This window comes from Enterococcus sp. LJL99 (assembly GCF_054871725.1).
The window spans coordinates 39229-63299 of sequence record NZ_JBTXLT010000015.1 but is presented as its reverse complement, the minus strand read 5'-3'; the positions used below and the strand labels follow the sequence as shown (position 1 = coordinate 63299).

General features: G+C 33.1%; 27 protein-coding genes and 1 other annotated feature (1 of these 28 running past the window's edge). Of the genes, 20 read left to right on the top strand and 7 right to left on the bottom strand.

Features of this window, described 5'->3' with window-relative positions; translation table 11 throughout:
* Nucleotides 1-226: 226 nt before the first annotated feature.
* From ACYSNW_RS16565 to ACYSNW_RS16555, 3 genes are all read right to left on the bottom strand, one after another.
* Nucleotides 227-1378 carry a pyridoxal phosphate-dependent aminotransferase gene (locus tag ACYSNW_RS16565; protein ID WP_461746377.1) on the bottom strand — a complete coding sequence of 384 codons (1152 nt, stop codon included), beginning with the start codon at nt 1376-1378 and terminating at the stop codon, nt 227-229.
* A gap of 139 nt (nt 1379-1517) precedes the next feature.
* Complete coding sequence (locus ACYSNW_RS16560) at nt 1518-2240, bottom strand: amino acid ABC transporter ATP-binding protein (protein WP_461746376.1); 723 nt, start codon at nt 2238-2240, stop codon at nt 1518-1520.
* Nucleotides 2233-3696: an ABC transporter substrate-binding protein/permease gene (locus ACYSNW_RS16555; RefSeq protein ID WP_461746374.1), complete on the bottom strand. Its 1464-nt coding sequence runs from the start codon at nt 3694-3696 to the stop codon at nt 2233-2235. Before ACYSNW_RS16555 ends, ACYSNW_RS16560 begins: the two co-directional genes overlap by 8 nt.
* 178 nt (nt 3697-3874) lie before the next feature.
* On the opposite strand from ACYSNW_RS16555, the gene ACYSNW_RS16550 reads away from it, so the two are divergent.
* From ACYSNW_RS16550 to ACYSNW_RS16535, 4 genes are all read left to right on the top strand, one after another.
* Nucleotides 3875-4969 carry an iron-containing alcohol dehydrogenase family protein gene (locus tag ACYSNW_RS16550; protein WP_461746373.1) on the top strand — a complete coding sequence of 365 codons (1095 nt, stop codon included), beginning with the start codon at nt 3875-3877 and terminating at the stop codon, nt 4967-4969.
* Between the two features lie 119 nt (nt 4970-5088).
* Nucleotides 5089-5628, top strand: a complete 540-nt coding sequence (lepB, locus tag ACYSNW_RS16545) for a signal peptidase I (protein ID WP_461746371.1) — start codon at nt 5089-5091, stop codon at nt 5626-5628.
* Nucleotides 5629-5856: 228 nt separating this feature from the next.
* On the top strand, nt 5857-6210 hold the full coding sequence (locus tag ACYSNW_RS16540; protein ID WP_461746369.1) for a hypothetical protein: 354 nt from the start codon (nt 5857-5859) through the stop codon (nt 6208-6210).
* Nucleotides 6211-6278: 68 nt separating this feature from the next.
* The gene (locus ACYSNW_RS16535) at nt 6279-6695 is read left to right on the top strand and encodes a hypothetical protein (RefSeq protein ID WP_461746367.1); all 417 of its coding nucleotides are present in this window, start codon (nt 6279-6281) and stop codon (nt 6693-6695) included.
* Between the two features lie 83 nt (nt 6696-6778).
* Here ACYSNW_RS16535 and ACYSNW_RS16530 read toward each other — a convergent pair whose 3' ends face one another.
* The 3 genes from ACYSNW_RS16530 to ACYSNW_RS16520 form a co-directional block, all read right to left on the bottom strand.
* Complete coding sequence (locus ACYSNW_RS16530; RefSeq protein ID WP_461746365.1) at nt 6779-7234, bottom strand: GNAT family N-acetyltransferase; 456 nt, start codon at nt 7232-7234, stop codon at nt 6779-6781.
* Between the two features lie 47 nt (nt 7235-7281).
* On the bottom strand, nt 7282-8088 hold the full coding sequence (locus tag ACYSNW_RS16525) for an alpha/beta fold hydrolase (protein WP_461746363.1): 807 nt from the start codon (nt 8086-8088) through the stop codon (nt 7282-7284).
* A 105-nt stretch (nt 8089-8193) separates the two neighbouring features.
* Entirely contained in the window at nt 8194-8778 is a 585-nt protein-coding gene (locus ACYSNW_RS16520; protein WP_461746361.1) for a DEAD/DEAH box helicase family protein, read from the bottom strand.
* 265 nt (nt 8779-9043) lie between these two features.
* Between ACYSNW_RS16520 and ACYSNW_RS16515 the strand changes: the two genes are divergently transcribed.
* From ACYSNW_RS16515 to ACYSNW_RS16440, 16 genes are all read left to right on the top strand, one after another.
* On the top strand, nt 9044-9280 hold the full coding sequence (locus ACYSNW_RS16515) for a hypothetical protein (RefSeq protein ID WP_461746359.1): 237 nt from the start codon (nt 9044-9046) through the stop codon (nt 9278-9280).
* A 38-nt stretch (nt 9281-9318) separates the two neighbouring features.
* Nucleotides 9319-9921, top strand: a complete 603-nt coding sequence (locus ACYSNW_RS16510) for an NUDIX hydrolase N-terminal domain-containing protein (RefSeq protein ID WP_461746357.1) — start codon at nt 9319-9321, stop codon at nt 9919-9921.
* A gap of 24 nt (nt 9922-9945) precedes the next feature.
* Nucleotides 9946-10614, top strand: a complete 669-nt coding sequence (locus ACYSNW_RS16505) for a lysostaphin resistance A-like protein (protein ID WP_461746356.1) — start codon at nt 9946-9948, stop codon at nt 10612-10614.
* Nucleotides 10615-10643: 29 nt separating this feature from the next.
* A complete protein-coding gene (locus tag ACYSNW_RS16500; RefSeq protein ID WP_461746354.1) occupies nt 10644-11387 on the top strand; it encodes a GNAT family N-acetyltransferase in 744 nt (247 codons plus the stop codon).
* A gap of 58 nt (nt 11388-11445) precedes the next feature.
* Nucleotides 11446-11622, top strand: coding sequence for a 2-hydroxymuconate tautomerase (locus tag ACYSNW_RS16495; RefSeq protein WP_461746352.1), 177 nt, complete (start codon nt 11446-11448; stop codon nt 11620-11622).
* Nucleotides 11623-12098: 476 nt separating this feature from the next.
* Complete coding sequence (thrS, locus tag ACYSNW_RS16490; protein ID WP_461746350.1) at nt 12099-14036, top strand: threonine--tRNA ligase; 1938 nt, start codon at nt 12099-12101, stop codon at nt 14034-14036.
* Between the two features lie 231 nt (nt 14037-14267).
* Nucleotides 14268-16412, top strand: a complete 2145-nt coding sequence (locus tag ACYSNW_RS16485) for a peptidoglycan D,D-transpeptidase FtsI family protein (protein WP_461746348.1) — start codon at nt 14268-14270, stop codon at nt 16410-16412.
* A 125-nt stretch (nt 16413-16537) separates the two neighbouring features.
* On the top strand, nt 16538-16687 hold the full coding sequence (gene rpmG / locus ACYSNW_RS16480; RefSeq protein ID WP_002296119.1) for a 50S ribosomal protein L33: 150 nt from the start codon (nt 16538-16540) through the stop codon (nt 16685-16687).
* 514 nt (nt 16688-17201) lie between these two features.
* Nucleotides 17202-18128, top strand: a complete 927-nt coding sequence (locus tag ACYSNW_RS16475) for a hypothetical protein (protein ID WP_461746346.1) — start codon at nt 17202-17204, stop codon at nt 18126-18128.
* 393 nt (nt 18129-18521) lie between these two features.
* Nucleotides 18522-19061, top strand: coding sequence for a 5-formyltetrahydrofolate cyclo-ligase (locus ACYSNW_RS16470; protein WP_461746344.1), 540 nt, complete (start codon nt 18522-18524; stop codon nt 19059-19061).
* A gap of 9 nt (nt 19062-19070) precedes the next feature.
* A complete protein-coding gene (locus ACYSNW_RS16465; RefSeq protein ID WP_461746343.1) occupies nt 19071-19781 on the top strand; it encodes a rhomboid family intramembrane serine protease in 711 nt (236 codons plus the stop codon).
* 17 nt (nt 19782-19798) lie between these two features.
* Complete coding sequence (locus ACYSNW_RS16460; protein ID WP_461746342.1) at nt 19799-20017, top strand: YqgQ family protein; 219 nt, start codon at nt 19799-19801, stop codon at nt 20015-20017.
* Nucleotides 20018-20986, top strand: a complete 969-nt coding sequence (locus ACYSNW_RS16455; protein ID WP_461746340.1) for an ROK family glucokinase — start codon at nt 20018-20020, stop codon at nt 20984-20986.
* Between the two features lie 15 nt (nt 20987-21001).
* Entirely contained in the window at nt 21002-21397 is a 396-nt protein-coding gene (locus ACYSNW_RS16450) for a rhodanese-like domain-containing protein (protein WP_461746338.1), read from the top strand.
* 203 nt (nt 21398-21600) lie between these two features.
* Complete coding sequence (locus ACYSNW_RS16445) at nt 21601-22191, top strand: ATP-dependent Clp protease proteolytic subunit (protein WP_461746337.1); 591 nt, start codon at nt 21601-21603, stop codon at nt 22189-22191.
* Nucleotides 22192-22353: 162 nt separating this feature from the next.
* Entirely contained in the window at nt 22354-22788 is a 435-nt protein-coding gene (locus ACYSNW_RS16440) for a hypothetical protein (protein ID WP_461746335.1), read from the top strand.
* 746 nt (nt 22789-23534) lie between these two features.
* On the opposite strand, the gene ACYSNW_RS16435 is transcribed toward ACYSNW_RS16440, so the two are convergent.
* Nucleotides 23535-23699 carry a hypothetical protein gene (locus ACYSNW_RS16435; protein WP_461746380.1) on the bottom strand — a complete coding sequence of 55 codons (165 nt, stop codon included), beginning with the start codon at nt 23697-23699 and terminating at the stop codon, nt 23535-23537.
* Between the two features lie 210 nt (nt 23700-23909).
* Nucleotides 23910-24071 (top strand) — a binding site (T-box leader) (it continues 81 nt past the right edge of the window).

Here is a 24071-nt window from a genome sequence, read left to right as displayed (position 1 = left end):
AAAATACGAATTTTTCTGATCAACGGTTTAATTAAGGTAACATAACAAAAAAATCAGAATGAAAGAGTCACTCCTCCATTCTGATTTTTAATTAATCTTGCTTATCAGTCCTATTTGACAAAGAGCCACAAAAATTTGAAAAACAATTTTCGTGAGTTGTCGCTTATTTCTTGGAGTTAAACACTTCTGTCCCAACCTCTTTTTTTATTTTAAATGATTTATTAGACTAAAAATTAAGTTTTTCAATTCGGTCAAAGGCTTCTTTTAAAGTAGCAAGATCCTGTGTAGCCGCTATTCGTACGTGGTCATCACCAGTTGTTTCACCAAATGCTTTTCCTGGGATCATTAACACACTCGTTTCTTTTAAAAGTTTTTCGACAAAAGCGATAGAGGTTAGGTTTGTTGCTGAAATATCAACAAATGCATAAATACTGCCTTTAACTGGTAATAGAGACAGGAAAGGAATAGTAGAAATTCTTTCTGAAATGTATTCTAGGCGCTCTTTAAACGTAGAGACAATAGTAGGGACTAATCCTTCTGCATGATTCAGTGCATAGATTCCTGCTTGTTGAGATGGACTTGGTGCAGAAAAAGTAATACTTTCATTGATTAATTTTGCTGCTTCGTTAATGTAGTTTGGCGCAATCATGTAGCCGATTCGCCACCCCGTCATAGCAAAAGTTTTAGAAAAGCTACTAAAAGTTAATGTATGTTCAGGAGCATAGGTTGCCATCGGGATAAATTCTTCATCGTAACAAAAAGCTTCATAGACTTCATCAGACAGAATATACAAATCATGTTTGATAGCAAGTTCAGCAATAGCTTTCATCGTTTCCTTTGAAAAAACGGCTCCTGTTGGGTTATTAGGAGAGTTGACGATAATTGCTTTTGTTTTATTGGTAATCGCAGCTTCTAAAAGTGAAATATCTAATTGAAACTGATCTTTTTCGTAAGTTGGAACAAAAACTGGTTTTCCACCCGCCATTAACACTTGATCTTTATAAGGAGAGAAATAAGGTTCGTGAATGATTACTTCATCATCTGGGTCAAGCATGACTTGTAAAGCCAAATACATTCCGTGCATAGCGCCAACCGTTGCTCGGATCTGATCTAATTCAAAAGATAAGTTGTAGTGACGTTGGTAAAAAGCTTGAACCGATTTTAGAAATTCAAGACTTCCGCCAGAGGCTGTATATTTTGTGTGTCCATTTTTCACATCAGTAAAGGCCGCTTCAATAATTCGTTGATCAGTAATCAAATCGGGGTCGCCAATTGATAAGTCAAGTAAATCTGGAACTTCGGTTGCTAAAGTAGCAATATCCATTAAAATATTTTCTTCGGGTTGTTGGTATTTTGCGGCAAGTTTTGAATAATCCATATTGTTCCTCCAATTTTTTATCTATAGCTATTTTAGCTTATTTGTTCATTCGTTAAAAGAAAATGTTTCTTAAATTATCAAAAAAAAGAACCAAGTGATTTGAACTGAATCGCCTCAACAAGGTTCCTTAATGCTATTTTTACAATACTTTTCTTAAAAAATCTTGTGTTCTTGGATTTTTAGGTTGTCCAAATATTTCTTCAGGAGTTCCTTCTTCTTGAATCACGCCTGCATCCATAAAAATCACACGATCTGCCACTTCACGAGCAAAGCCCATTTCATGCGTTACCACAACCATTGTCATACCTTCTACAGCGAGAGCCTTCATTACCGATAAAACTTCACCGACCATTTCAGGATCTAGGGCAGAGGTTGGTTCATCAAAAAGCATCACATCTGGATTCATCGCTAAAGCGCGTGCGATTGCCACCCGTTGTTGTTGACCACCAGATAAACTAGATGGATAACTACTGCTTTTATCTTTTAAACCGACTTGTTCAAGTAAAGACACTGCTTTTTGTTTTGCCGCGTCACTGGCTTCTTTTTTTACTTTAATTGGGCTGATTGTTAAGTTTTCAAGGACAGTTTTATGTGGAAATAAATTAAAGTTTTGGAAAACCATACCCATTTTTTGTCGAATTTCATCGATATTGATTTGTTTATCTAATAAATTTTTGCCTTCGAATTCAATCGAACCATCTGTTGGTTGTTCTAATAAATTTAGACAACGTAAGAAGGTACTTTTTCCACTTCCCGAGGGTCCGATGATGACAACGACTTCACCAGCTTCTATATCAAGATCAATTCCTTTAAGCACTTCATTTTTATCAAAAGATTTGTGTAAGTTTTTAATATTAATCACTAGTACTCATTCTCCTTTCAGCAACTCCTAAAAGACGGGAGATTGTAAATGTTAAAACAAAATAGATTAAGGAAACAATCAGGTACGGTAAAAATGGTTTGAAACTTGCTCCTTGAACATTTCCAGCTTGGAAAATTAATTCAGAAACGCCGATAACTGAAACGACAGAAGACTCTTTAATTACCGTTACAAATTCATTTCCTAATGCAGGTAAGATGTTCTTAATGGCTTGTGGTAAAATAATAAAACGCATCGCTTGCCCTTGATTCATTCCTAATGAACGTGCGGCTTCCAGTTGTCCTTTGTTGACCGCATTAATCCCTGCACGAACGATTTCAGCTACATAGGCACCACTGTTTAATGCAAGTGCTATACAACCAGCAGCTAGTTTTGATAAATCTAAACCTAACACGCCTGTACCGAAATAAACAATAAAAATTTGAACTAATAAAGGAGTCCCACGAACATATTCAATATAGGTAATCGCGATTCCACGTAAAATTTTTGATTTTGATAGTTTCATTAAGGCTAAAAGGCCACCTAAAAGAGAACCAAATAATACACCCATAAAGGCTAAGAAAATTGTGTAACCAGCACCACTAACATAAAATTTACCATATTTGGCTAAGAAACTTTGATCATCCGTAAACATCAATTTACCGGCTTCTTTTTTATAGCCATCTAATAAGTCATTATCGTTAATCATTTTAATTGTTGCATTTACTTTTTCTTGTAAAACAGGTGCATCTTTAGGAATTGCAACTGCGGCAGTTTTATTTCCTTGTTCAAATTCAATATCAGCAAACATCAAATCAGGATTTCTTTCGACATAAGCTTCAGCAACAGGTTCTTCTAAAACAGCTGCATCTACCTTTTTATTAGTTAAATTCATGATAATATCAGGAACTTTTTGTAAAGAAGTTGGTTTTGAACCAATTAGTTCAGTTTTGGCTAATTCTTCTTGGGTTGTTTGTTTTTGAACACCAACTTTTACCCCTTCAAAATCATTAACAGACGTAAATTTATCTGCATCGTCTTTTCGAACGACCACTTTTTGTTGCACATGCATGTAAGGATCCGAAAAATTAACTTCTTGCATTCGTTCAGGAGTTGGGGCCATACCTGAGATGATTAAATCAATTTTACCTGTTTTCAACGCTCCTAATAATGCATCGAAACCAAGTTCTTCGATTTTTAGTTTTACGCCTAAATCATCGGCAATCTTCTGCGCGATGGAAATATCAAAGCCAACAATTTGATCTTGACCATCTACATCTGCATGAAATTCATAAGGGGCGTAGTCAGCTGATAAACCGACGATTAACTCGCCTCTTTTCATAATACTGTCATAGACAGGATCTTTTTCCTCTGCTAATACTGAGCCAGCAGGCAAAAGCGTAAGCAAAACAAGTAAGATAGGAAAAAAAAGTGAAAATATCTTAGTAAAACGTTTCATTTATAAGTCTCCTTTTCGTTATTAAATAAATATTCCATAAAATTGCAAAAAATGTATAAAAATTTATTGTTTTCGACTGTCAGTTATCATATCATAGTTTAAGGGAAAGGAAAAGTAGATTTTTACTTCTTTTTTACTTTTTTCTATCTGTAAAAAGAAATGGCTAGGTGAATAGAAAATGGATCAAACATTGATTGTAAGAGGTGCCCCGCAAGAGTATGAATGTCGAGAGGGTGCATGGCAAGGGTTGCAAGAGCATTTAAATAGAAGAAACTTGAAAAAAATACTTATTCTACATGGAAAAGAGTCATGGAATGTTGCACAAAAGTATTTTCCGAAATTGACCAAAATTGAAACAAGCTATGAATATTATGGTGGTGTTTGTACTGACGAACGAACCGCTGAATTGGAAGCTTTAGTGAGGCAAGAACAGTTTGATGGAATTCTTGCTGTTGGTGGTGGAAAAATTTCAGATTTGGGAAAATCCGTGGCGTATTTGACTAGATTACCAATTTTGATTTTACCAACTTTAGCTGCTACTTGCGCTGCGTACACACCGTTAAGTGTTATCTACCGACAAGATGGTTCAATGGATCGCTATGATGTATTTCCGGTTAGTAATTCATTAGTTTTAATCGAACCAGCAGTGATTTTGGATTCGCCAAAAGAATTGATGATTGCAGGCATTGGCGATACAATCGCTAAATGGTACGAGGCAGATGCGATGATTTCTCAATTGCCTATTCAATCAATCGAAATTCAAGTGGCTGTTTTTGCGGCTAAAAAATGTCGAGATATTCTTTTATCCGATAGTCAATCAGCTTTGGCTGCGATGGATTGTAATGAACTAAATCAAGCGTTTTTAAATGTGGTTGAAACGAATATTTTATTAGGTGGAATGGTTGGCGGCTTTGGAGATGACTACGGTCGAACTTCTGGAGCGCATTCGATTCATGATGCATTAACAATCAGACCGGAAAGTCATCATCAATTACACGGAAATAAGGTTGCCTATGGTGTTTTAGTTCAATTAGTAATCGAACAAAAATGGACAGAAATCGAAAAATTATTACCATTTTATCATCAGTTATGCTTACCGACATGTTTAAAAGACATGAAAATGGAGCATTTAACTCAAGATGAAATACAAGAAGTAGCTAAACGTGCCGCTGCAGATTATGAAACGATTCACTTTATGAAAGAAACGATTACGCCAGATGTCGTAGCAAAGGCAATCAATGATTTAGAGAAATATATTACAGAAAAGAAGTAGAATAGAAGCTTTCATTTGGCAGGGAAATGAAAATAAGAACTTTTCGTTTAGATAGTTGAATGTTATAATTTATATAATGTTGTTGGATTTATTTAATTGATTTAGTAAGGAGGAGAAGGATGAAAAAACAAGAATGGGTGACAAAAAAGGATTTAATTTGGTTTTTAAGTGTATTAGTAATTGTTATTTTTTCTAGAATGTTTTTGTTCTCAAATATAACAGTACATGGAGAATCAATGAATCCTACATTAGAAGATAAAGAACGAATTTTTGGTTTGAAAATAGGCGAGATAGAGCGTTTTGATATTATTTCATTCAAGGCTCCGACTGAACCTGGTGATCCCAAAAAGAATTATATCAAGCGAGTAATTGCTTTACCGGGCGAAACAATCACTTATGAAGATGATTGTTTGTATATTAATGGTGAAAAAATTGCGGAGCCGTTTTTAGCGGAATACAAACAAGCATTACCATCTAATGAATTATTAACTGAAGAAAATTTTACTTATACGGTCCCTGAAAACAATTATTTTGTTATGGGAGATAATCGCCGAAATTCAAAGGATAGTCGCATGATTGGAACTATCTCTGAAGATAAGATTATTGGAAATGCTAAATTCTCCTATTGGCCTGTTGGTAAAATGGGAACAGTACATTGAGTTCATTTGAATGAATTAAAAAGATGAAACTATTTTTTAGAAAAAAGATTTTTCGCTTTTCTAAAAGATAGTTTTTTTAGTGAACGATTTAAGTTGAGTAAGGCAATCTATTTAGGTATTCGTGTAGGATGAATAAATCGTAAAGAGCAATAATGGATTATTTTGTAAAGTCTTGTTAAAATGTTTTTTGAAGCATTGTATTGGCTTTAGAAAAGAGGGTTGAAAAAAATGAATAGTATTTTTAATTATCTATTTTACGGAGCCTATATCTCAATGATTGTCTTATTTGGTTCGTTGAATGGCCATCAATTAACGGATAAGGTGAAAAAAAGTTTTCATATTTTTGGATTAACTGTTTTGCTTGTTATTTCTTTGGACATTACAAGTTTGATTTTAGGTTCAAATCTTGTAGTTATTCGCAATATTTTATTATATGTTGAAATCATTTATATGTTTATTATCTTATTGCAATTACGAAAGGCTAACTTGAATAAAATAAGTGTTTGTAGTTATATTTTTACATTGATTTGTTTAAGTACGTATTGCATTTATTCTTTATCTCAGAATTTCTTGCATTTTTAAAGGTAAGAAAAAACATCTTGTAATCAGTCGGGAATTGCTATTTTTGGGGAAATGGGGAAGGAACGTATATGAAAAAAAGTAGCTGGATTTTAGATAGTTTTATTTCAATTAGTGGTTTTTTAGGTAGCTTTTTCGCTTTCTATACACCTATTCATGAAGCAGCTCATTTATCTGTTGATATCTTAAAAAATTCTCCGTTTCAGTCCTTCTTTTTCCCAGGGGTATATTTGTTTTTAGTGATTGGGGTAGGTAATCTTTTTTGTGTTTATCTACTGAAAAAAGAAAATACGGGAATCGGTTTTTATCTGCAGGCTCTTTTAGGAATTTTCTTATTGTTGTGGTTGATTGTACAAGGTTTATTTTTAAGAGGGATAGCTATACCCCATATTATTTACGCTGTTTTAGCTATGGGACAAATTCTATTTGCGATTCGAACAATAAAAAAAGAGCACTATTTTTTTCCTTTTTCCGCTAAACAAAATTGATTTCGAGTGAAAAAATTCCTTCGAATTATAACACTAGCAAGGTGTTTTATAAATTTGAAGGAATTTTCCCATTTATAAAGCGACTACTTTAGTTTTTTTGTCATAAGAATTGCTCGTTCTTCAAATGCAAAACTTTCGTAAAATTTTTTTGCTTGTTGATTTTCTTTTACAACGGTTAAATCAATATAATCGATCGATTTTGCTTGGATTAGGTTGATTGCTTCATTCATTAATTGTTTACCAATAGAATGGTTTCTGTATTCTATATCAACAAATAATCGATTGATTTTAGCCATATGCTCAAAAAATGCTATTTCAATAAAGCCAAGTAAATTTTTTTCTTTATAAGCAGTCAAAACAAGAATAGTGTTTTTTTCAATTCCATTTTTTATCTGTTCAATGGTTTCGTCAATGTCAATCACTGGATAAAATGTAGAAAATTGTTCATTTAATAAATTGTGGAAATTTGCTAGTTCTTCAATCATTGGTTTGAGATTATTAACATCAGATGTTTGTAGTGGCTGAATCAAAATATTCATTTTACTAGCTCCTTAAAGTAAGAATCGCTATGAATTTAGCGAAAAAATCAAATTTGCATTAACCATTCTTCAAATAAAAATTGAACTTGACTAGGTACATCGATAGGTAGATTATGTCCTGCATTCTCTGCAATAACTGTTTTAATGGTAGGAAAGTGACTGAATAAGTTTTTTTGATCTTGATAACCGACCATAGAATCATGCTTTCCTAATAATACAACACCGCTTAATTGATTAGATAAGCTAGTTAATTTATTTTCAAAGGAAAAAGCATAATTTGTTGTTTGTAAGTTATGCCAAAAAGAATGATTAAATTTCATTAAACCTGGTAAAATCATTTGTTGATACATCCGCCAAGTCGTTGGATTGATAATAGTATTCATGGAAAGAAACTCATCAAAAAAAGTTTGATTTTCATGAGGGACAAACTGTTCCTCAATGATGGAGTGAGCTATTTCTTTATTTCTGTTTTTGGTTTTCGCAATAGTGACTGGACAAGTTAAAAAAATTTTAGTAATTTTATTTTTTAAAAGATAAGCTAAACCTAGAGAAAGATAAGCACCATAAGAATGGCCAACAAGTGCAACTGCGTCATTTTTTGAATCTAACTCAATAAATTGCTTGATACAATTTACAACAGTATCTGATGAATTAAGAGATTGATCTGCTGGAGAATCCCCCATTCCTGGAAGATCAATATAAACGCGCCTGATTTCATGATTGGAATCAAAGAAAGGTTCATAAATAGTAACCATACTTTGATGGTCTAAGCCTAATCCATGAAGAAAATAAATTGTTTTTCCTTTACCATAGACATGATAGAAAATAGTAGTATCATTAATTGTTAGATTCATAGGAACTCCTTTACTAAACGCAAAATATTTTGAATGGGTAATTTCTAGCTAGAGTAGGTCGGAAATTCATAATAGCGTTTATTTTTACGATATATTCCAATATCTTTATTTCAAATCAAACTGTTTGATAATTATTTCTGCCGTACTTTCTGAAGATAAATCAGTCGTATCGATTTTTAATGTATGAATGTTGGGAAAACGTTTCTGAAGTTCACCTTCGTTGCTTGTTAAGCGATAATTATCATTACTAGTTCGTAATTCCTGTTCTGAAAAAACGACATTTCGTTTGGATGGTTTAGCTGCAAGTCGATCCTCATGAATATTTCTTTTCAGTCGTTCAGCTAAATCGGCAACTAGCTCAATAAAATAAACAGGTTCGTTCGCTTGTAAAAAAATATCGCTGATTTCGTTTAAAAAAGTAATATCATCTGGTTGATCAAAGCCAATTAGAACCGTAAAAATAATGGAAGACGTCGTATTATTTCCTTTATTTTTGACAAAAGCAGTAAAAAGATTTTTTCTCGTCTGGTCAGATAAATCAAACGTAAGTGAGTTATAACCGAGGAAGTTCGCGTATAAATCAATCGTTTGATGATTAAATAACAGTTTTCCGTCAATTTTTTTCTCTAATTCTTTTCCCACAGTCATTTTTCCCACAGCTTGAGCACCAATCAAGACAATCAAGGCCATTAAATTCCCCCCTTTTTATATTGTAACCATTTTGGTAAAGCTTTATTCTAAGTTACTCATTAATTGTAATTATATCAGTGAATGTTTAACGTGACAAAAAGAATTTATGCTTTATTAGTTTGTATGTTCAGATTTTTTAAGACATACAAAATTGAACATGATAAACTTAAGATAGTCAATAAAAGGACAAGGATGCTTTGTTATATAAGGGAAAGTAATTTGGATATTTTCTGATTAAAAAATAGATAGAAGGAAGTGTTTGTTTATGAGTAATCATCAATTGGCTTTAGTTGTTGCGTTAATACTATTGGCATATCCCGTTTTTTCTATTCCTAAACTGATCCATTCCAAAAGGGATACTGGGAGATTTTTTTCAAGTTCTAAAACGTTTATTCCTAAATATCAAGGAAATGGTAATAATTTTAATATGAGAAATGGAATCAGTTTTATTATTATTTTATTGGTTGGACTATTCGTGTTGTCTCTTTATTTTCATGATTAGTGAGTATTTAAGAAAAAAATACAGGAGGGAAAATAGCGATGAGTAGTTACATGCTAAATCAATATCGGCGCTTATTGGCGATTGCTGATGCGGGGCGTTATTATGGAAGAGATCAATTTGATCAAGAACGATATACCGAAATTCGTTCGATTGCATTGGAATTACTAAATGAGTTAAGTTCAGAACCACTTGAAAAGATAGTGGATATTGTGAATTCAAATGAAGGATACCCCACACCGAAAGTTGATGTTAGAGCGTTTATCAAGCAAGAGGGGAAAATACTATTAGTTGAAGATATCGTTAGCAAAGAATGGTCTTTACCAGGAGGCTATGCAGAAATAGGTATTTCACCAAAAGAAAATGTCATAAAAGAAGTGTTGGAAGAAACGGGCTTGGAAGTTATTGTAGATGAACTAAAAGCGGTATTTGATACCAATCTAAGGCAAGATATCCCGCAATTATTTCAGTATTATAAACTAGTTTTTAGCTGCACTATCATAGGTGGTCAGTTTGTAGAAAATAGTGAGACGTCAAATATGGCATTTTTTGAACTGGATCAGTTGCCTAAATTATCTGAAAAAAGAACTTCAAAGGAGCAATTGATACTATTGGAAAATAGTAAAAAGCCATTTTTTGAATAATTTCTAAACATAATAAAGAAAGGAGTGGTCAAAATACAAGAATTGAATGAAAAACAAAAAGGAAAAGTTTCAAAAAAAGTTGTGGTACTTTATGGTATTATATTTTACGGAATTTGGAGTGTTTTTGAATTATCGCTAAAGCCAATGATTGATTCCCAGTTGATAAAAACTGGGATGATTAAAAATCTAGTTTGGACAGTTCCAGCTCTTTATTTGATTTATCATTTTTCTTCGGAGTTGTTTATCCCGTTTAAAGAGATGTTTACTCGAAAAGTAAATTGGTTAAAATGGTTGCCGCTTTTTTTAGGATTTACAGTTTACTTACTCGCTGGATGCTATTTTAATAATGGGGGAATCGTTTTATCTCCTAGTTTCAATAGTGATTTATTCATTATTTTTTTATTTGTCGGTTTAACAGAAGAGCTTGTTTTTAGAGGTTGGTTGTTGAATGCTACAATAGATAATAAAAATAAATGGCTCGCTATCTTGATAAATGCTGTGTTATTTTTACTAGTTCATTTTCCGATTTGGATACACGAAGGGGTATTAGTTGAAAATATTTTAAATTTAGATTTTGTGGCAGTTCCAGTTTTGAGTATTATTTTTAGTCTTTCATTTATTAAAAGCAGAAGTATTTTTGTGCCGATTACTTTGCATATGTATTGGGATTTGTTGATGTTTTTATTTTGGTAAGAATCGCTTAATGAATATGAGGTGAAGAAATGTATAAAGAGATACTCACGCAGCAATTTTGTATAGATTTTAATTGCACTGAAGCCGATTTAGAAAAGAACTATTTCGGAACAGCTACTACGAATCAACGAGCTAGATATTGGGCGCGAAATAAAGCGGATATTGTTTGTTACAATAATTTGATTTACGTCCGAACCGAGGAAGAAGCGTTGACGAAAGAGCTGGAAACACATTTTAAAGAGTGTAAAGGAGAGTGGTTTTTAGAAACTAAAAATATAAAGTTGTTGAATCAAATACTGCAAAAATTCGGGTTAGAAATTGTTCGTTTCGCAGCATTTTTAATCCCGAAAGAAGAAATTCAAATGCAAAAAAACCAAGCGTTGAATTTTGTTTTGATTAATCAGGCTGAAATTATTACGTTTAAAAACGACGAAAGAATTCAAGAAGCCTTTTGTTATTCTGAAAATGATCCAGATCAATTTGGTTTAGCCTACTATGATCAAGAGGAACTGATTGCACTATGTGGTGCAAATAAAAATGGCGAGTATACATGGGAAATAGGGGTAGAAGTTTTTGTTCAAATTCATAGAAATAAAGGGCTTGCTACGAAATTAGTACGAGATGCGACACAAGTAATTCAGCAAGAATCGCTTGATATTTTACCCGTTTATGGAACGGCATTTTCTCATACTCGTTCAATAAATGTTGCAATCAATGCTGGGTTTAAGTATGGATGGACAGAAGTGATTATAGGAGCAGTAGAGGGGGAATAGCTAAAAAAGCGGATATAAATTGAAATTTTAAATAAAAACAGGTAAGGGAGAGAAAAATATGCCATTTATTCATGTAGAATTAATTGAAGGACGCAGTGAGGAACAATTAACTAAAATGGTGAAGGAGATTACGGAAGTTGTCGCTGTGAATACAGGTGCAGCTAAAGAAAATATTCATGTAATCGTTAATGAAATGAAAAAAGATCGTTATGCAAAAGGTGGTTCTTGGCAATAATTTTTTATTGCAAGGAGATATTTTGAAAGTTTTAAAACTTGATAATGTTTTTTTTATGATGATTTAAATAAAAATGTCTGAATATAAAAAGAAAGACTTGCTTTTTTTTAGCGAAAGTGTTTAAATGAAAACATAATTGATTGATAAGAAAGACACCTGAACTTGTAGGCAGTTGTTTAGAGAAGGAAATCTTGGCTGAAAATTTCCTGAACGAGCGCAAGGAATGACCACTTTTGAAACCTTTGTTGAAACAAAGGCGGTCGCACCGTTAAAACGTATGAGGAACATTAGGCTTTTTTGGTAATGTTTAAAAATAGGTGGAACCACGAATTTTTCGTCCTAGTATCTAGAGATAGATGCTAGGCTTTTTTTATTTATCAAACAATTAATCGAATAAAAGTCGAGTGAGCAACCACCCTACTCACGTGAGCCCTTGACCGATAGTCGACTAGTATAAATTTAGGAGGAATACAACTATGACAATCAAGATTACTTTTCCAGATGGCGCAGTCAAAGAATTCGAGTCTGGATCATCAACAGCGGACATTGCTAAAAGTATTAGTAACAGCTTAGCTAAAAAAGCGCTAGCTGGAAAATTTAATGGTGAATTAATTGATTTAGTGGCACCAATTGAAGAGGATGGTTCAATTGAAATTGTAACGCCAGATCATGAAGATGCCTTACAAATTTTACGTCATTCTAGTGCACATTTAATGGCGAATGCTTTACGCCGCCTTTTTCCCAAAATTCATTTTGGTGTAGGTCCAGCGATTGATTCAGGTTTTTATTATGATACTGATAATGGAGAAAATGCGGTAACTGCAGAAGATTTACCAGCGATTGAAGCTGAAATGATGAAAATCGTCAAAGAAAATAATCCTATCGTCCGTAAAGTAGTGACAAAAGAAGAAGCATTGGCATTATTTGCTGATGATCCATACAAGGTAGAATTGATTACAGATTTACCGGATGAAGAAACAATCACTGTTTATGATCAAGGTGATTTTGTCGATTTATGTCGTGGAGTACATGTCCCTTCAACTGGACGAATTCAAATATTTAAATTATTATCTGTTGCTGGAGCATATTGGCGTGGAAATTCAGACAACCAAATGATGCAACGTATTTATGGAACAGCCTTTTTTGACAAAAAAGATTTGAAAGAATTTATCCGATTACGAGAAGAAGCGAAAGAACGTGACCATCGTAAATTAGGAAAAGAATTAGAATTATTTATGTTGAATCCAGAAGTAGGTTCTGGTTTACCGTTTTGGTTACCAAAAGGGGCAACAATTCGTCGTACAATTGAACGCTATATTACCGATAAAGAAATCAGTTTAGGCTATCAACACGTTTATACGCCAATCATGGCAAATGTTGAATTTTATAAACGTTCTGGTCACTGGGATCATTACCATGAAGATATGTTCCCACCGATGGATATGGGCGATGGCGAAATGCTTGTTTTACGTCCGATGAACTGTCCGCATCATATGATGGTTTACAAAAATGATATTCACAGCTATCGTGAACTGCCAATTCGAATTGCTGAGTTAGGTATGATGCATCGCTATGAAAAATCTGGGGCTTTATCAGGGTTACAACGTGTTCGTGAAATGACGTTAAATGATGGACATACATTTGTTCGTCCAGATCAAATCAAAGATGAATTTTTACGTACGCTTCAATTGATGGTAGAGGTTTACGCTGATTTTAATATAACTGATTATCGTTTCCGTTTAAGCTTAAGAGATCCGAACAATAAAGAAAAATATTTTGATGATGATGAAATGTGGGAACGTTCGCAATCAATGATTAGAGAAGCGGCGGATGAAGCAGGAATTAATTATTATGAAGCAGAAGGTGAAGCAGCCTTTTATGGACCTAAGTTAGATGTCCAAGTGAAAACAGCTTTAGGGATGGAAGAAACATTGTCTACGATTCAAATTGATGCATTATTACCTGAACGTTTTGATTTAACTTATGTGGGTGAGGATGGTGAAAATACTCATCGTCCATTGGTAATCCATCGCGGAATCGTCTCTACAATGGAACGTTTTGTTGCATATCTAACAGAAGTTTACAAAGGAGCTTTCCCGACTTGGTTAGCACCGATTCAAGCATCTATTATTCCTGTTTCTGTTGAAGCTCATAGTGACTATGCTTATGAAATCAAAAAACGATTACAAGAAAATGGGTTACGAATCGAAGTGGATGATCGTAATGAGAAGATGGGTTATAAGATTCGTGCTTCTCAAACGCAAAAAATCCCGTATCAAATCGTTGTTGGAGATAAAGAAATGGAAGATGCAACTGTTAATATTCGTCGTTACGGTAGTAAAGAAACAGAAGTCATTGACTTAAATATCTTTATTGATAGTATGGTGGCAGAAATTAAAAACTATAGTCGTTAACCAATAAAAAAAGAAATTCGTAAAAAATCAACTGCTGATTTTTGCGGATTTCTTTTTATGATGGATCAACCAAAAAGTGAAAATGATTATTATTTGTTGCTGACTAATTTTGCTAAGATTCATAAAAAAAAGTAAATATTTTCTTAGTGTTGCATTTCTTACTATTTTTTTTACCATTTTTTCGTTACAATGAATGAGCAAGACTTTTCAAAGTGAGAGGACTAGAATAAAATGAAATTTTTAGATAAATTAAAAAAAGAAAATGTTGAATCGACAGCACAAACGAACAAAAAATCCCACATCCCATTTCGGTTGAATCTGCTATTTTTTGTTATTTTCGGTTTATTTGTAACCTTGATTGTCCGATTAGGGTACTTACAAATCGCAGAAGGGCAACAATTTGGTGAGCGTGCTGATGAAAATTCTAAATTAGAAATCAAAAGTGGGGCTCCTCGTGGAGAAATCTATGATGCTAGTGGAAAAGTTTTAGTAGGAAACAAATCGAATTTAGCAATCACTTATACGCGAGGAAAAGAAGTGAGTTCTAAAGATATTTTTACGATTGCTAATACAGTGAATGAGTTGGTTCAAGTACCAGCAGATGAATTGACTGAACGTGATAAAAAAGACTATTGGTTAGCCGATCCAGATCATTTAGCTGAGGCTCAAAAACGTTTGAAAGACAAAGATAAAAAAGATGAAAAAGGCAATGAGATTACGAATCAGGGAACTCTTTATTCAATAACTGTTGATAAAGTAACTCCAGAAGAAATCAATTTCGATGATCATACGATGCAAGCAGCAACGATTTTTAAACGGATGAATGCTGTTTCTGAATTAAATACTGCATTTATTAAAAGTACTGATGTGACCGAAGATGAAGTTGCTGTAATTGGTGAGCATGCTTCAGAAATCCCAGGAGTTTCAACGGGAATGGATTGGTCAAGAGAATATCCTAGTAATGATTCTCTATTAAGTATTTTAGGAACGGTTTCTACTGAAAAAGCTGGTTTACCCGCAGAGTCTGCTGAAGAATACCTTAAAAAAGGCTACGCGCCAAATGATCGTGTAGGAACTAGTTACCTTGAGGCTCAATATGAATCTGATCTTCAAGGGAAAAAGGCAACTTCTGAAGTCGAGTTAGATACCGATGGCAAAGTAGTTTCACAAAAAGTGATTTCTGAAGGTGAAAAAGGCGATAATCTTAAATTAACGATTGATCTTGAGTTTCAAAATAAAGTAGAACAAATTATGCAAGAACAGTACCAACAATTACTTAGTTCTGGTAAGGCTACTTATTCAGATGGAGCGTATGCAGTTGCTATGAATCCTAAAAATGGTGATATTTTGGCATTAGTTGGATTGAGAAGAGATGTTGCGACAAATCAAGTGACTTCATCACCGTTAAACGCGATTACTGATAATATTGTTCCAGGATCAATTGTTAAAGGGGCAACAATTACTGCTGGTTATGAAACAGGTGTGATTAGTGGGAACGATGTATTGGTTGATGAACCAATCTATCTGGCAGGAAGTAATGTAAAATCTTCGTATTTTAATCCAAGTAGTCAACTGAGAATTTCAACTGAACAAGCTTTGGAATACTCTTCTAACGCATATATGATGAAATTAGTATTTAAGATGATGAATGTAGATTATTCTTATAATATGATGTTTCCTTATCAAACAGGTGATTCCACCGTTTTTGATGAATTGAGACATTCATTTGGAGAGTATGGATTAGGGGTTCCAACAGGAATCGATTTACCTAATAATGAGCAAGCTGCAGGTTATGTGAATAATAATTTCGATGGTAGTCAGAAAGGTGTTTTAATCCCGTCAGGAGCTAATTTACTTGATTTATCTTATGGACAGTATGATAACTATACTCCGTTACAAATGGCTCAATATGCAGCTACTGTAGCAAATAACGGAACAAGAGTAGCGCCTAGACTTGTCCAAGGGATTTATGGTAATGATGACAGCGGTAATTTAGGAGAATTGAAAAAAGCAATTGAACCTAAAGAAATGAATAAAGTCGGCATTTCAGATGAACAAATGAAAATCATTCAAGATGGATTCTATAATGTTGTTCATGGTACCAGTGGTTATACAACAGGTCGAATGATGAATAGTTCAAAAATAGATATAGCTGCAAAAACCGGAACTGCTGAAACTAGCTATGTCGATCCCGAGACTAAAAAAGAATATAGTACGCTAAATAGTAACGTCGTTGCTTATGCTCCGTTTGATGATCCAGAAATCGCAGTTAGTGTTGTATTACCTCATATTGATAATGATGTAAGTGTTAAAACAAATCAAACAATGGTCTTAGCAATCATGGAAGCTTATTATGATATGAAGCATCCTCAATAGAAAACGTAAAGTAGTTTTCCTTTACAAATTTGCCTCAAGGGGTAGAAATTTTTAATTAAACATGGTATGATATCTGAGGCTAAGGAATATCTTAGAAAAGTGAATCAAGTATAGGAGGGAAACAAATGCGCGTAAACATTACTTTAGAGTGTACGTCTTGTAAAGAACGTAACTACTTAACAAGCAAAAATAAACGTAACAATCCTGATCGTTTAGAAAAGCAAAAATATTGCCCACGTGAAAGAAAAGTTACTTTACACCGTGAAACTAAATAATTAATTTATTTGTGAGCTAGAACCCTTGTACAGTAAGGATTCTAGCTTTTTTATTTTGTTTAGAGATAATTTAGAAAGTAGATTGGAATTAGAAGGAATGAATAGTAAAAAAAGTCAAGATAAAGAGAAAAATAGTCGTTAAAATCTTTAAATAGTAAATGAAAGACAATGTTTTGAAGTTAAAAAATTATTTTCAATCTAAGTATAGATAGAAAAAAATTCAAAAAACATAGCCTTCAGATTTTTTAATAGTTAAAAAGGAAAAGTTGATTTGATTTTTTTATAGTTCTTAAATGTATGAATAATTAAATTATTAGTCTTAAAAGATGAATAAATCATATTTATAATAGCTTTATCAGAATGTAAAACAAGTAAATTAAAAAAAAATAACATTTTTTTAATAACGTTTAGTAATAGTATTGAACTAACTTAATTTGACTATTGTATCTAATTTATATTAAGTAATGACTAACTATTCTTTCTATGTTAAAGTTTTACTTGGAGGAGTAATAAAATGAAAAAATTGACGATGGTAGCAATCATTGTTTTGGTTGCATTATTTTCTGTAGGTTGTTATGGAGAGGGAATCGATAGTTCATCAAAAAATAACAAAGAGGAAAAAAAGAGTCTGACTTTTGATCCAAATAGTAATTTAACCAGTCGATATGCTAGAGGCAAAATTTTGAGTGGTAAGTCTAAGAAAAGCAAAAAGAAGAAAAAGGTGATTGAACTTTCTTATCAAGGAGAGAAGGATCCCTTTATGTCATTTTCGACTTTTGTTTTGGGAGGACCAACCAATGAATATATTGGTTTTATTGAAACCATTTATTATAGAGAGGGAATTAGAATTAAGGATATTTATTATGATAGTGATGCGGTAAAGACGGATAAAGTCGGCATTTTTTTCACTAATCTAACTTTTACTTCTACCGATGGCGACCAGTACCTCTATAAGCATGTTCCATATATGGTTTTAAACGATAAACCAACCCTGTTTTTTAGTGGCATTGTGTTCAATGAAGAAGCAAAAATGATTACTGGAAGTATCAACATACCCGAAAAAAATAAAACATATTATATTGAATTATTTTATCTGGATGAAGAAGAAGAGTACTACTATCAAGAAGTAAAAGTAAAAAATAATGGGAATTTCGAGATAAAGATGAGTCGTGAAGGAAATGAAGAAAATATGTATCTCAGAGTGAATGACGGCTATGGGAATTATGGAGATGCTTGTAGTGTCGCTCAAAAGGAGTCATTTAAATATGAAAGCCTTGAAACTATCGACAAAAGTGTTGCAGAGACTGAAAGTGTAAAGGAGGTTATTTCTAAAAAGTTTTTATTTTTACTCGGACTACTTTTTGTCGCGGGCAGTTTTATTTTAGCAATATTAACTAAAATGATGATGAAGAAGCCAAAGACAGATGAGCGTAAAAAGTAGTAACTAACTGAATAAAAAACTGTTTTAGCTAGGGAGTATCTGAAAGCGATTGAGGAATTACGAAACTATTCGCCGTTATCGTTTTAAGATACTCCTTAACTACTTGCAAAAATAAAATAGGTTTTATTTATAAATAGTCTAAATAGGAGTAAATCACGAGGAATGTGTTTGCTATTTGGACTGTTTTTTTATAAACTACTAGGAGAAGAATGAATCATCAAAATTGAAAAAAACATGGTCAAAGGTATCTAACTCAATTATAAATAGTTCAAAAATTTCGTAATAGATTTTGTTTGATGTTGTAGTATTTGTTCTCATTGAATTTGTAGCTTGTTTAAAACTAATTACTGAGAGAATAAGTTAAGCTCTTCATCACTCTTTTGGGAGGTTGAAATGGAAAAAAGTAGTGTACGTAAAGAGGGGTTAAAGCGATTAAAAAAACTTCAACAAATGACGATTTTAAAACAACAAAAAGAAAATGAAATTAGTCAAGCGTTGTTTAATGATGTCTGGTGGCAGGAAAGTAACGTGATAGGCTTAACTAAATCGATGGATTTTGAGTTTGACACTTCGATTATTTTAAAAAAAGGCTGGTCACAAGGGAAAAAAATGGTGATGCCTAGAGTTATCAAGGGAAGACAAATGAGTTTTCATCAAATCTTACCAGAAACTATTTTTGAAAAAAGCTCTTTTGGTGTAGAAGAACCAATGGATGCTCAATTGGTGGCATTGGAGGAAATCGATTTATTAGTTGTACCTGGAGTTGTTTTTAAGCAACAAGGGTTTCGAGTTGGTTTTGGCGGCGGGTATTATGATCGTTTGTTAGCAAATTTTCAAGGCTATTCTTGTAGTCTTGTTTTTAAAGAACAAATACAAGAGGAATGGCAAGTCGATTCTTTTGATTTAGCCGTAAAAAAATTATTTATTCGATAGGAGAATGTCATGGATTATCAAACACAGATGAAGCTTAAAAGAATTCTAAAAAAACCATTTATTACTTATGCTTTATTAGGAATTACAACAATTGTATTTTTAGGGATGGAATTTACTGGCGGATCAGAAAATTTTAATGTACTAATCAAATGGGGAGCGATGTATCGATCTGCAATCGTCAATCAGCATGAATACTGGCGCTTCTTTACGCCTATGTTTTTACATATTGGTTGGATGCACTTTTTAGTTAATATGGTGACTTTATATTATGTCGGTTCACAAGTTGAAGCGATATATGGACATTGGCGCTATTTAGTGATTTACTTACTGAGTGGAATAGCAGGAAATATTCTTAGTTTTACTTTTGGTTCCGCAGGTAGTATTTCCGCTGGAGCAAGTACTTCGTTATTTGGATTGTTCGGAGCTTTTGTTATTTTGGGCAGACATTTTAAAAACAACCCAGCAATTTCTTTTGTAGTACAACGTTACGCAACGTTTATTGGAATCAATTTACTTTTTAATCTATTTAGTAGTTCAGTCGATATTATGGGGCATATAGGTGGCTTGCTAGGAGGCGTCTTAGTGGCTTCGTTCTTAGCTGTCCCAAATCGCTCAGAAGAATTTAATATTCATGAAAGAATTGTTACGGGGATCTTTTTTGTTTTTCTTGTTGTAATTTGCTTAATCTTGGGTTTTAAAAAATATGGTTTACTTGTATAATAAGGAAGTGTTTTAATTTGGAAAGCCTATACGATGTTCAACAGTTATTTAAACAATTTGGTATTTATATTTATGTTGGGGCGAGGATCTATGATATTGAATTAATGATGATTGAACTTAAGAACATTTATGATGGTCATTTAATTGATAAAGAGACCTACCTTTGTGCGCGGATGATACTACAAAGAGAACATCGATTGGAAGAAAATAGAGAAGCTGGGAAAGGAACCAAGTAAATGGATAAAAAAATTATCGGTATTGATTTAGGTGGTACAACTATCAAGTTTGCAATTTTAACATTAGCTGGTGAAGTTCAACAAAAATGGAGTATTGAAACTAATATACTAGATGAAGGAAGTCATATTGTTCCTGATATTATTGAATCAATCACTCATCGTTTAGCTCTTTATGGAATGTCTAAAGAGGACTTCATTGGGATTGGTATGGGGACACCTGGTAGTGTGGATCGAGAAAATGGAACCGTTATAGGAGCGTATAATCTAAATTGGACGAAAAAGCAATTAGTTAAAGATCAAATTGAAAAGGCAACAGGAATTCCTTTTACTTTAGATAATGATGCGAATGTTGCCGCTTTAGGAGAACGTTGGAAAGGCGCGGGAGAAAACAATCCTGATGTCATTTTTATTACTCTTGGGACTGGTGTCGGCGGTGGAATTATCGCTGAAGGAAACTTATTGCATGGCGTAAGTGGTTGTGCCGGTGAAATTGGACATATTACGGTAGATCCTGGTGGTTTTGAATGTACTTGTGGGAAAAAAGGGTGCTTGGAGACTGTTTCAAGTGCAACGGGTGTTGTTCGAGTAGCACGCCAGTTGTCTGAAGAGTATGCAGGTGAGTCTGAACTAAAACAAGCAATTGATGATGGTCAAGATGTTTCGAGTAAAGATGTATTTGATTTTGCTCAAGCTGAAGATCCATTTGCATTGCGAGTTGTTGACCGTGTTTGTTACTTTTTAGGTTTGGCAGCAGGGAACCTTGGAAATACATTGAACCCATCAAGCATTGTTATTGGTGGCGGTGTTTCGGCAGCCGGTGAATTTTTACGAATCAGAGTTCAGAATTATTTTGAGGAATTCACGTTCCCACAAGTGCGTGAAAGTACCTCAATTAAATTAGCTCAATTAGGAAATGAAGCGGGTGTTATCGGCGCGGCTTCTCTAGCACTACAATTTGAAGATCAATAAGAAGGGAATTTAACGATGATTTTTTGGATTATTAACGCTATTTTAATAGCCATTATTGCTGGTTTTGGAATAAACGAGTTATATTTACGAATTATGGCAAGAAGGGCAGCTACAACCTTATCTGAGGACGAATTTAAAGAAGGAATGCGGAAAGCACAAGTCATTGATGTCCGCGAAAAAGATACTTTTGATGCAGGGCATATTTTAGGTGCGCGAAATATGCCTTATCCAACGCTTAAAACAATGATTGCTTCAATTAGAAAAGATCAGCCAGTTTATCTTTACGATCAGAAAAAAGCGTTGAGTATTCGTGCGGCAAATCTGTTACGTAAAAATGGCTTTAAGAACCTTTATATTTTAAAAGGTGGCTATGAAGGTTGGACAGGTAAAACGAAGAAAAAAAATGCTTAATTTATAACTGTTTTTATGCAATAATAAAAAAGTAACTCTGAAAGAGGTTGGGACAATTGTCTCAGCCTCTGATTGATTTCTGATGAAGAATTAGTCATTAAGTCACGTATTTTGCTATTTTTTAAGGTCAAAATAGGTCATAAATCTGGACAAATTTCTTGATTACGGTATTATTAATATAGAAGCATAAGGAGGTCAATACTATGAATTATTTAGAAGAAAATGAAGAAATTGAAACACCAAGTCAACCAAACTTGTTTATGAAAAAATTATTTGAAGAACGTACAATTTTGATTTATGGTGAAATCAATCAAGACTTGGCAAGAGAAGTAACCTCACAATTATTGTTACTAGCCGCTATGGGCGACGAACCAATCAAAATTTTTATCAATAGCCAAGGAGGGCACGTTGAGGCCGGCGATACGATTCATGATATGATTCAATTTGTTAAGCCCGAAGTGATTGTTATCGGAACTGGTTGGGTAGCAAGTGCTGGAATCACGATTTATTTAGCTGCTGAGGCAGAAAACAGATATAGCTTACCAAATACACGCTATATGATTCATCAACCTGCTGGTGGAGTCAGAGGTCAAGGAACTGAAATTCAAATCGAAGCAAAAGAAATCGTAAGAATGCGTGAACGTGTGAATCGTTTGATTGCCGAAGCAACAGGTCAAACATACGAGAAAATCTCTCAAGATACAGACCGTAACTTCTGGATGTCTGCGAGTGAAGCAAAAGACTATGGAATGGTCGCAAACATCATTCAAACAAGCGATGAAATCAAAAAATAGGATAAAGATAAAAGAACAAGTTTAGGTCTTTTAGCTGAGGCAAAACGATGATTTAGTTTTGCTTCAGCTTTTTTACTATGCGACAATTCTAAATTGTTCTTGTCAGTATTAGCTGAATCAGTGTAGAATAAAGAAGATAAACAAAAGAAAGTAGGAACGAATGTGAAACCAAATTTAGGGTATTATGTACAAAAAATCAATGATATTGTGAAAGAAACAGAAGAAGTTGGCGAAAAAATGAATGTGTATTATGAAGAAATTCGTACAGCCATTAACGAAGATAAAACCAATGAGTTAGCACCAGAAAGAATTGCTGAAATCCGTACGATTTTTGAAGAAGGAACAAAAGAATATACAATATTATTAGAAAAAGCTTCTCAATTACGTCCACCAGCTCGAGTGATGGGGATTCATAAAAAATTCGAACGTTCTTATATTGAGTATTTAAATGGTTGTATCGAAATGGTTACCTCATTAGATGCTGAAAAAGGCGTAGATGTCGCTTTATTTGATGCTTCAGAAGAAAAACAAGATAAAGCAACGGATGATATTTCATTTGCAATTACAAGAATGAGTAATCTTTTGTTAAAAAAATAGAAAAAAGACAATAAAAAAAGTAAAAAATAGAATTAATTAATTAAAATATCATAATTTTTTTAATAGACAATTTCAATAAAATAAGGTAATATTAACTCATACCAACAACAACCTTTTTATTTTTCATTTTACTCTTATAGAGTAATACTCCTTTTCCGTCGACTCTCTCAGTCGGCGGTTTTTTGTCATATAAGTATTTTATTATTCGAAAATTCTGCTGAGAATTATCTAAGCCTATTGGGTATAAAAAGTTTAGAATTAAAAATATTTACTACAGATAAAAATAAATTAATTTTTGGATATTTTCGGGATTTTTCTGAATCTTATCATTTTTTTAGTTGATTTTCAAGCTATATCTATTTCGGATTGTTTTTACTGATTAGTACAGCCTCTAGTAAAAGTAATGGTAGGTATTAATCTGAGGGGAAGACGTTAACTCATTCCTTCTGAGAACCAAGTAGGAACTAGGAACAATACAACATCGAATTACTGCCTTCTTCGTGATTTATCGTAATAAAAACCACTTTCCAAGAAAGCAGCATTTGTTCTCACGATTATTTAGAAGAAAATAGAAAAACATCCCTCTATGATTTGTATCTAGGCTGTGTCTGGAATAGTGGGGAATCTTCTTGTAATTATAGTGGCATCCATCGTTAAAAAGTCCCGTTTATGAATGACATAAACGAGACTTTTTTTGATTTCTACCAAAATTTTTGCTTTTTTCAATCTATTTAACTGTATAAAAACTAATTTTCTACATTTCTTACATAATCATCAAAATATTGAATTAAATCAGTTTTGATTTTTTGATATTCTTCTTCTGTGTACTCTCGTTCATCAATTTTACCGTTAAAAAAAGGGATTTTTAATTCTTCTCGCAGTCGATCTAGCACTTCACGTTGATTCATCATTTGCACCTCTTTATAGTTTATCTACTTAATTATAGAACATTAATTAAATTCGTCAACTATTCCTTAAAAGGATAAGATTATTTAGTGAGCACATTTTATTAATATTCGATTTTTTCTAGTTATCTATTTTTTGTGAATAATTAATTGATTGTTTAAAATGAAAAAACATTGACAAATAAATGAGAATGTTTTAATATTATTTCCAATATAATAAACTCGTTGAAGAGAAGAGTACATTAGCTGATGTTTAAATAAGATATAGTTAGAGAGCCTTTGGTTGGTGAAAAAAGGTAATGGAAGCTAGTAGAAGATGGTCTTGGAGAGGAAAAATCATTTATGATTTTAACAGCCGCTACTGTTATCAAAGCAACC

Coding starts and splice junctions, on each gene's coding strand:
- ACYSNW_RS16565 (WP_461746377.1), bottom strand. CDS start 1,378: ATGGATTATTCAAAACTTGCCGCAAAATACCAACAACCCGAAGAAAAT.
- ACYSNW_RS16555 (WP_461746374.1), bottom strand. CDS start 3,696: ATGAAACGTTTTACTAAGATATTTTCACTTTTTTTTCCTATCTTACTT.
- ACYSNW_RS16550 (WP_461746373.1), top strand. CDS start 3,875: ATGGATCAAACATTGATTGTAAGAGGTGCCCCGCAAGAGTATGAATGT.
- lepB (WP_461746371.1), top strand. CDS start 5,089: ATGAAAAAACAAGAATGGGTGACAAAAAAGGATTTAATTTGGTTTTTA.
- ACYSNW_RS16540 (WP_461746369.1), top strand. CDS start 5,857: ATGAATAGTATTTTTAATTATCTATTTTACGGAGCCTATATCTCAATG.
- ACYSNW_RS16535 (WP_461746367.1), top strand. CDS start 6,279: ATGAAAAAAAGTAGCTGGATTTTAGATAGTTTTATTTCAATTAGTGGT.
- ACYSNW_RS16530 (WP_461746365.1), bottom strand. CDS start 7,234: ATGAATATTTTGATTCAGCCACTACAAACATCTGATGTTAATAATCTC.
- ACYSNW_RS16525 (WP_461746363.1), bottom strand. CDS start 8,088: ATGAATCTAACAATTAATGATACTACTATTTTCTATCATGTCTATGGT.
- ACYSNW_RS16520 (WP_461746361.1), bottom strand. CDS start 8,778: ATGGCCTTGATTGTCTTGATTGGTGCTCAAGCTGTGGGAAAAATGACT.
- ACYSNW_RS16515 (WP_461746359.1), top strand. CDS start 9,044: ATGAGTAATCATCAATTGGCTTTAGTTGTTGCGTTAATACTATTGGCA.
- ACYSNW_RS16510 (WP_461746357.1), top strand. CDS start 9,319: ATGAGTAGTTACATGCTAAATCAATATCGGCGCTTATTGGCGATTGCT.
- ACYSNW_RS16500 (WP_461746354.1), top strand. CDS start 10,644: ATGTATAAAGAGATACTCACGCAGCAATTTTGTATAGATTTTAATTGC.
- ACYSNW_RS16495 (WP_461746352.1), top strand. CDS start 11,446: ATGCCATTTATTCATGTAGAATTAATTGAAGGACGCAGTGAGGAACAA.
- thrS (WP_461746350.1), top strand. CDS start 12,099: ATGACAATCAAGATTACTTTTCCAGATGGCGCAGTCAAAGAATTCGAG.
- ACYSNW_RS16485 (WP_461746348.1), top strand. CDS start 14,268: ATGAAATTTTTAGATAAATTAAAAAAAGAAAATGTTGAATCGACAGCA.
- rpmG (WP_002296119.1), top strand. CDS start 16,538: ATGCGCGTAAACATTACTTTAGAGTGTACGTCTTGTAAAGAACGTAAC.
- ACYSNW_RS16475 (WP_461746346.1), top strand. CDS start 17,202: ATGAAAAAATTGACGATGGTAGCAATCATTGTTTTGGTTGCATTATTT.
- ACYSNW_RS16470 (WP_461746344.1), top strand. CDS start 18,522: ATGGAAAAAAGTAGTGTACGTAAAGAGGGGTTAAAGCGATTAAAAAAA.
- ACYSNW_RS16465 (WP_461746343.1), top strand. CDS start 19,071: ATGGATTATCAAACACAGATGAAGCTTAAAAGAATTCTAAAAAAACCA.
- ACYSNW_RS16455 (WP_461746340.1), top strand. CDS start 20,018: ATGGATAAAAAAATTATCGGTATTGATTTAGGTGGTACAACTATCAAG.
- ACYSNW_RS16450 (WP_461746338.1), top strand. CDS start 21,002: ATGATTTTTTGGATTATTAACGCTATTTTAATAGCCATTATTGCTGGT.
- ACYSNW_RS16445 (WP_461746337.1), top strand. CDS start 21,601: ATGAATTATTTAGAAGAAAATGAAGAAATTGAAACACCAAGTCAACCA.
- ACYSNW_RS16435 (WP_461746380.1), bottom strand. CDS start 23,699: ATGATGAATCAACGTGAAGTGCTAGATCGACTGCGAGAAGAATTAAAA.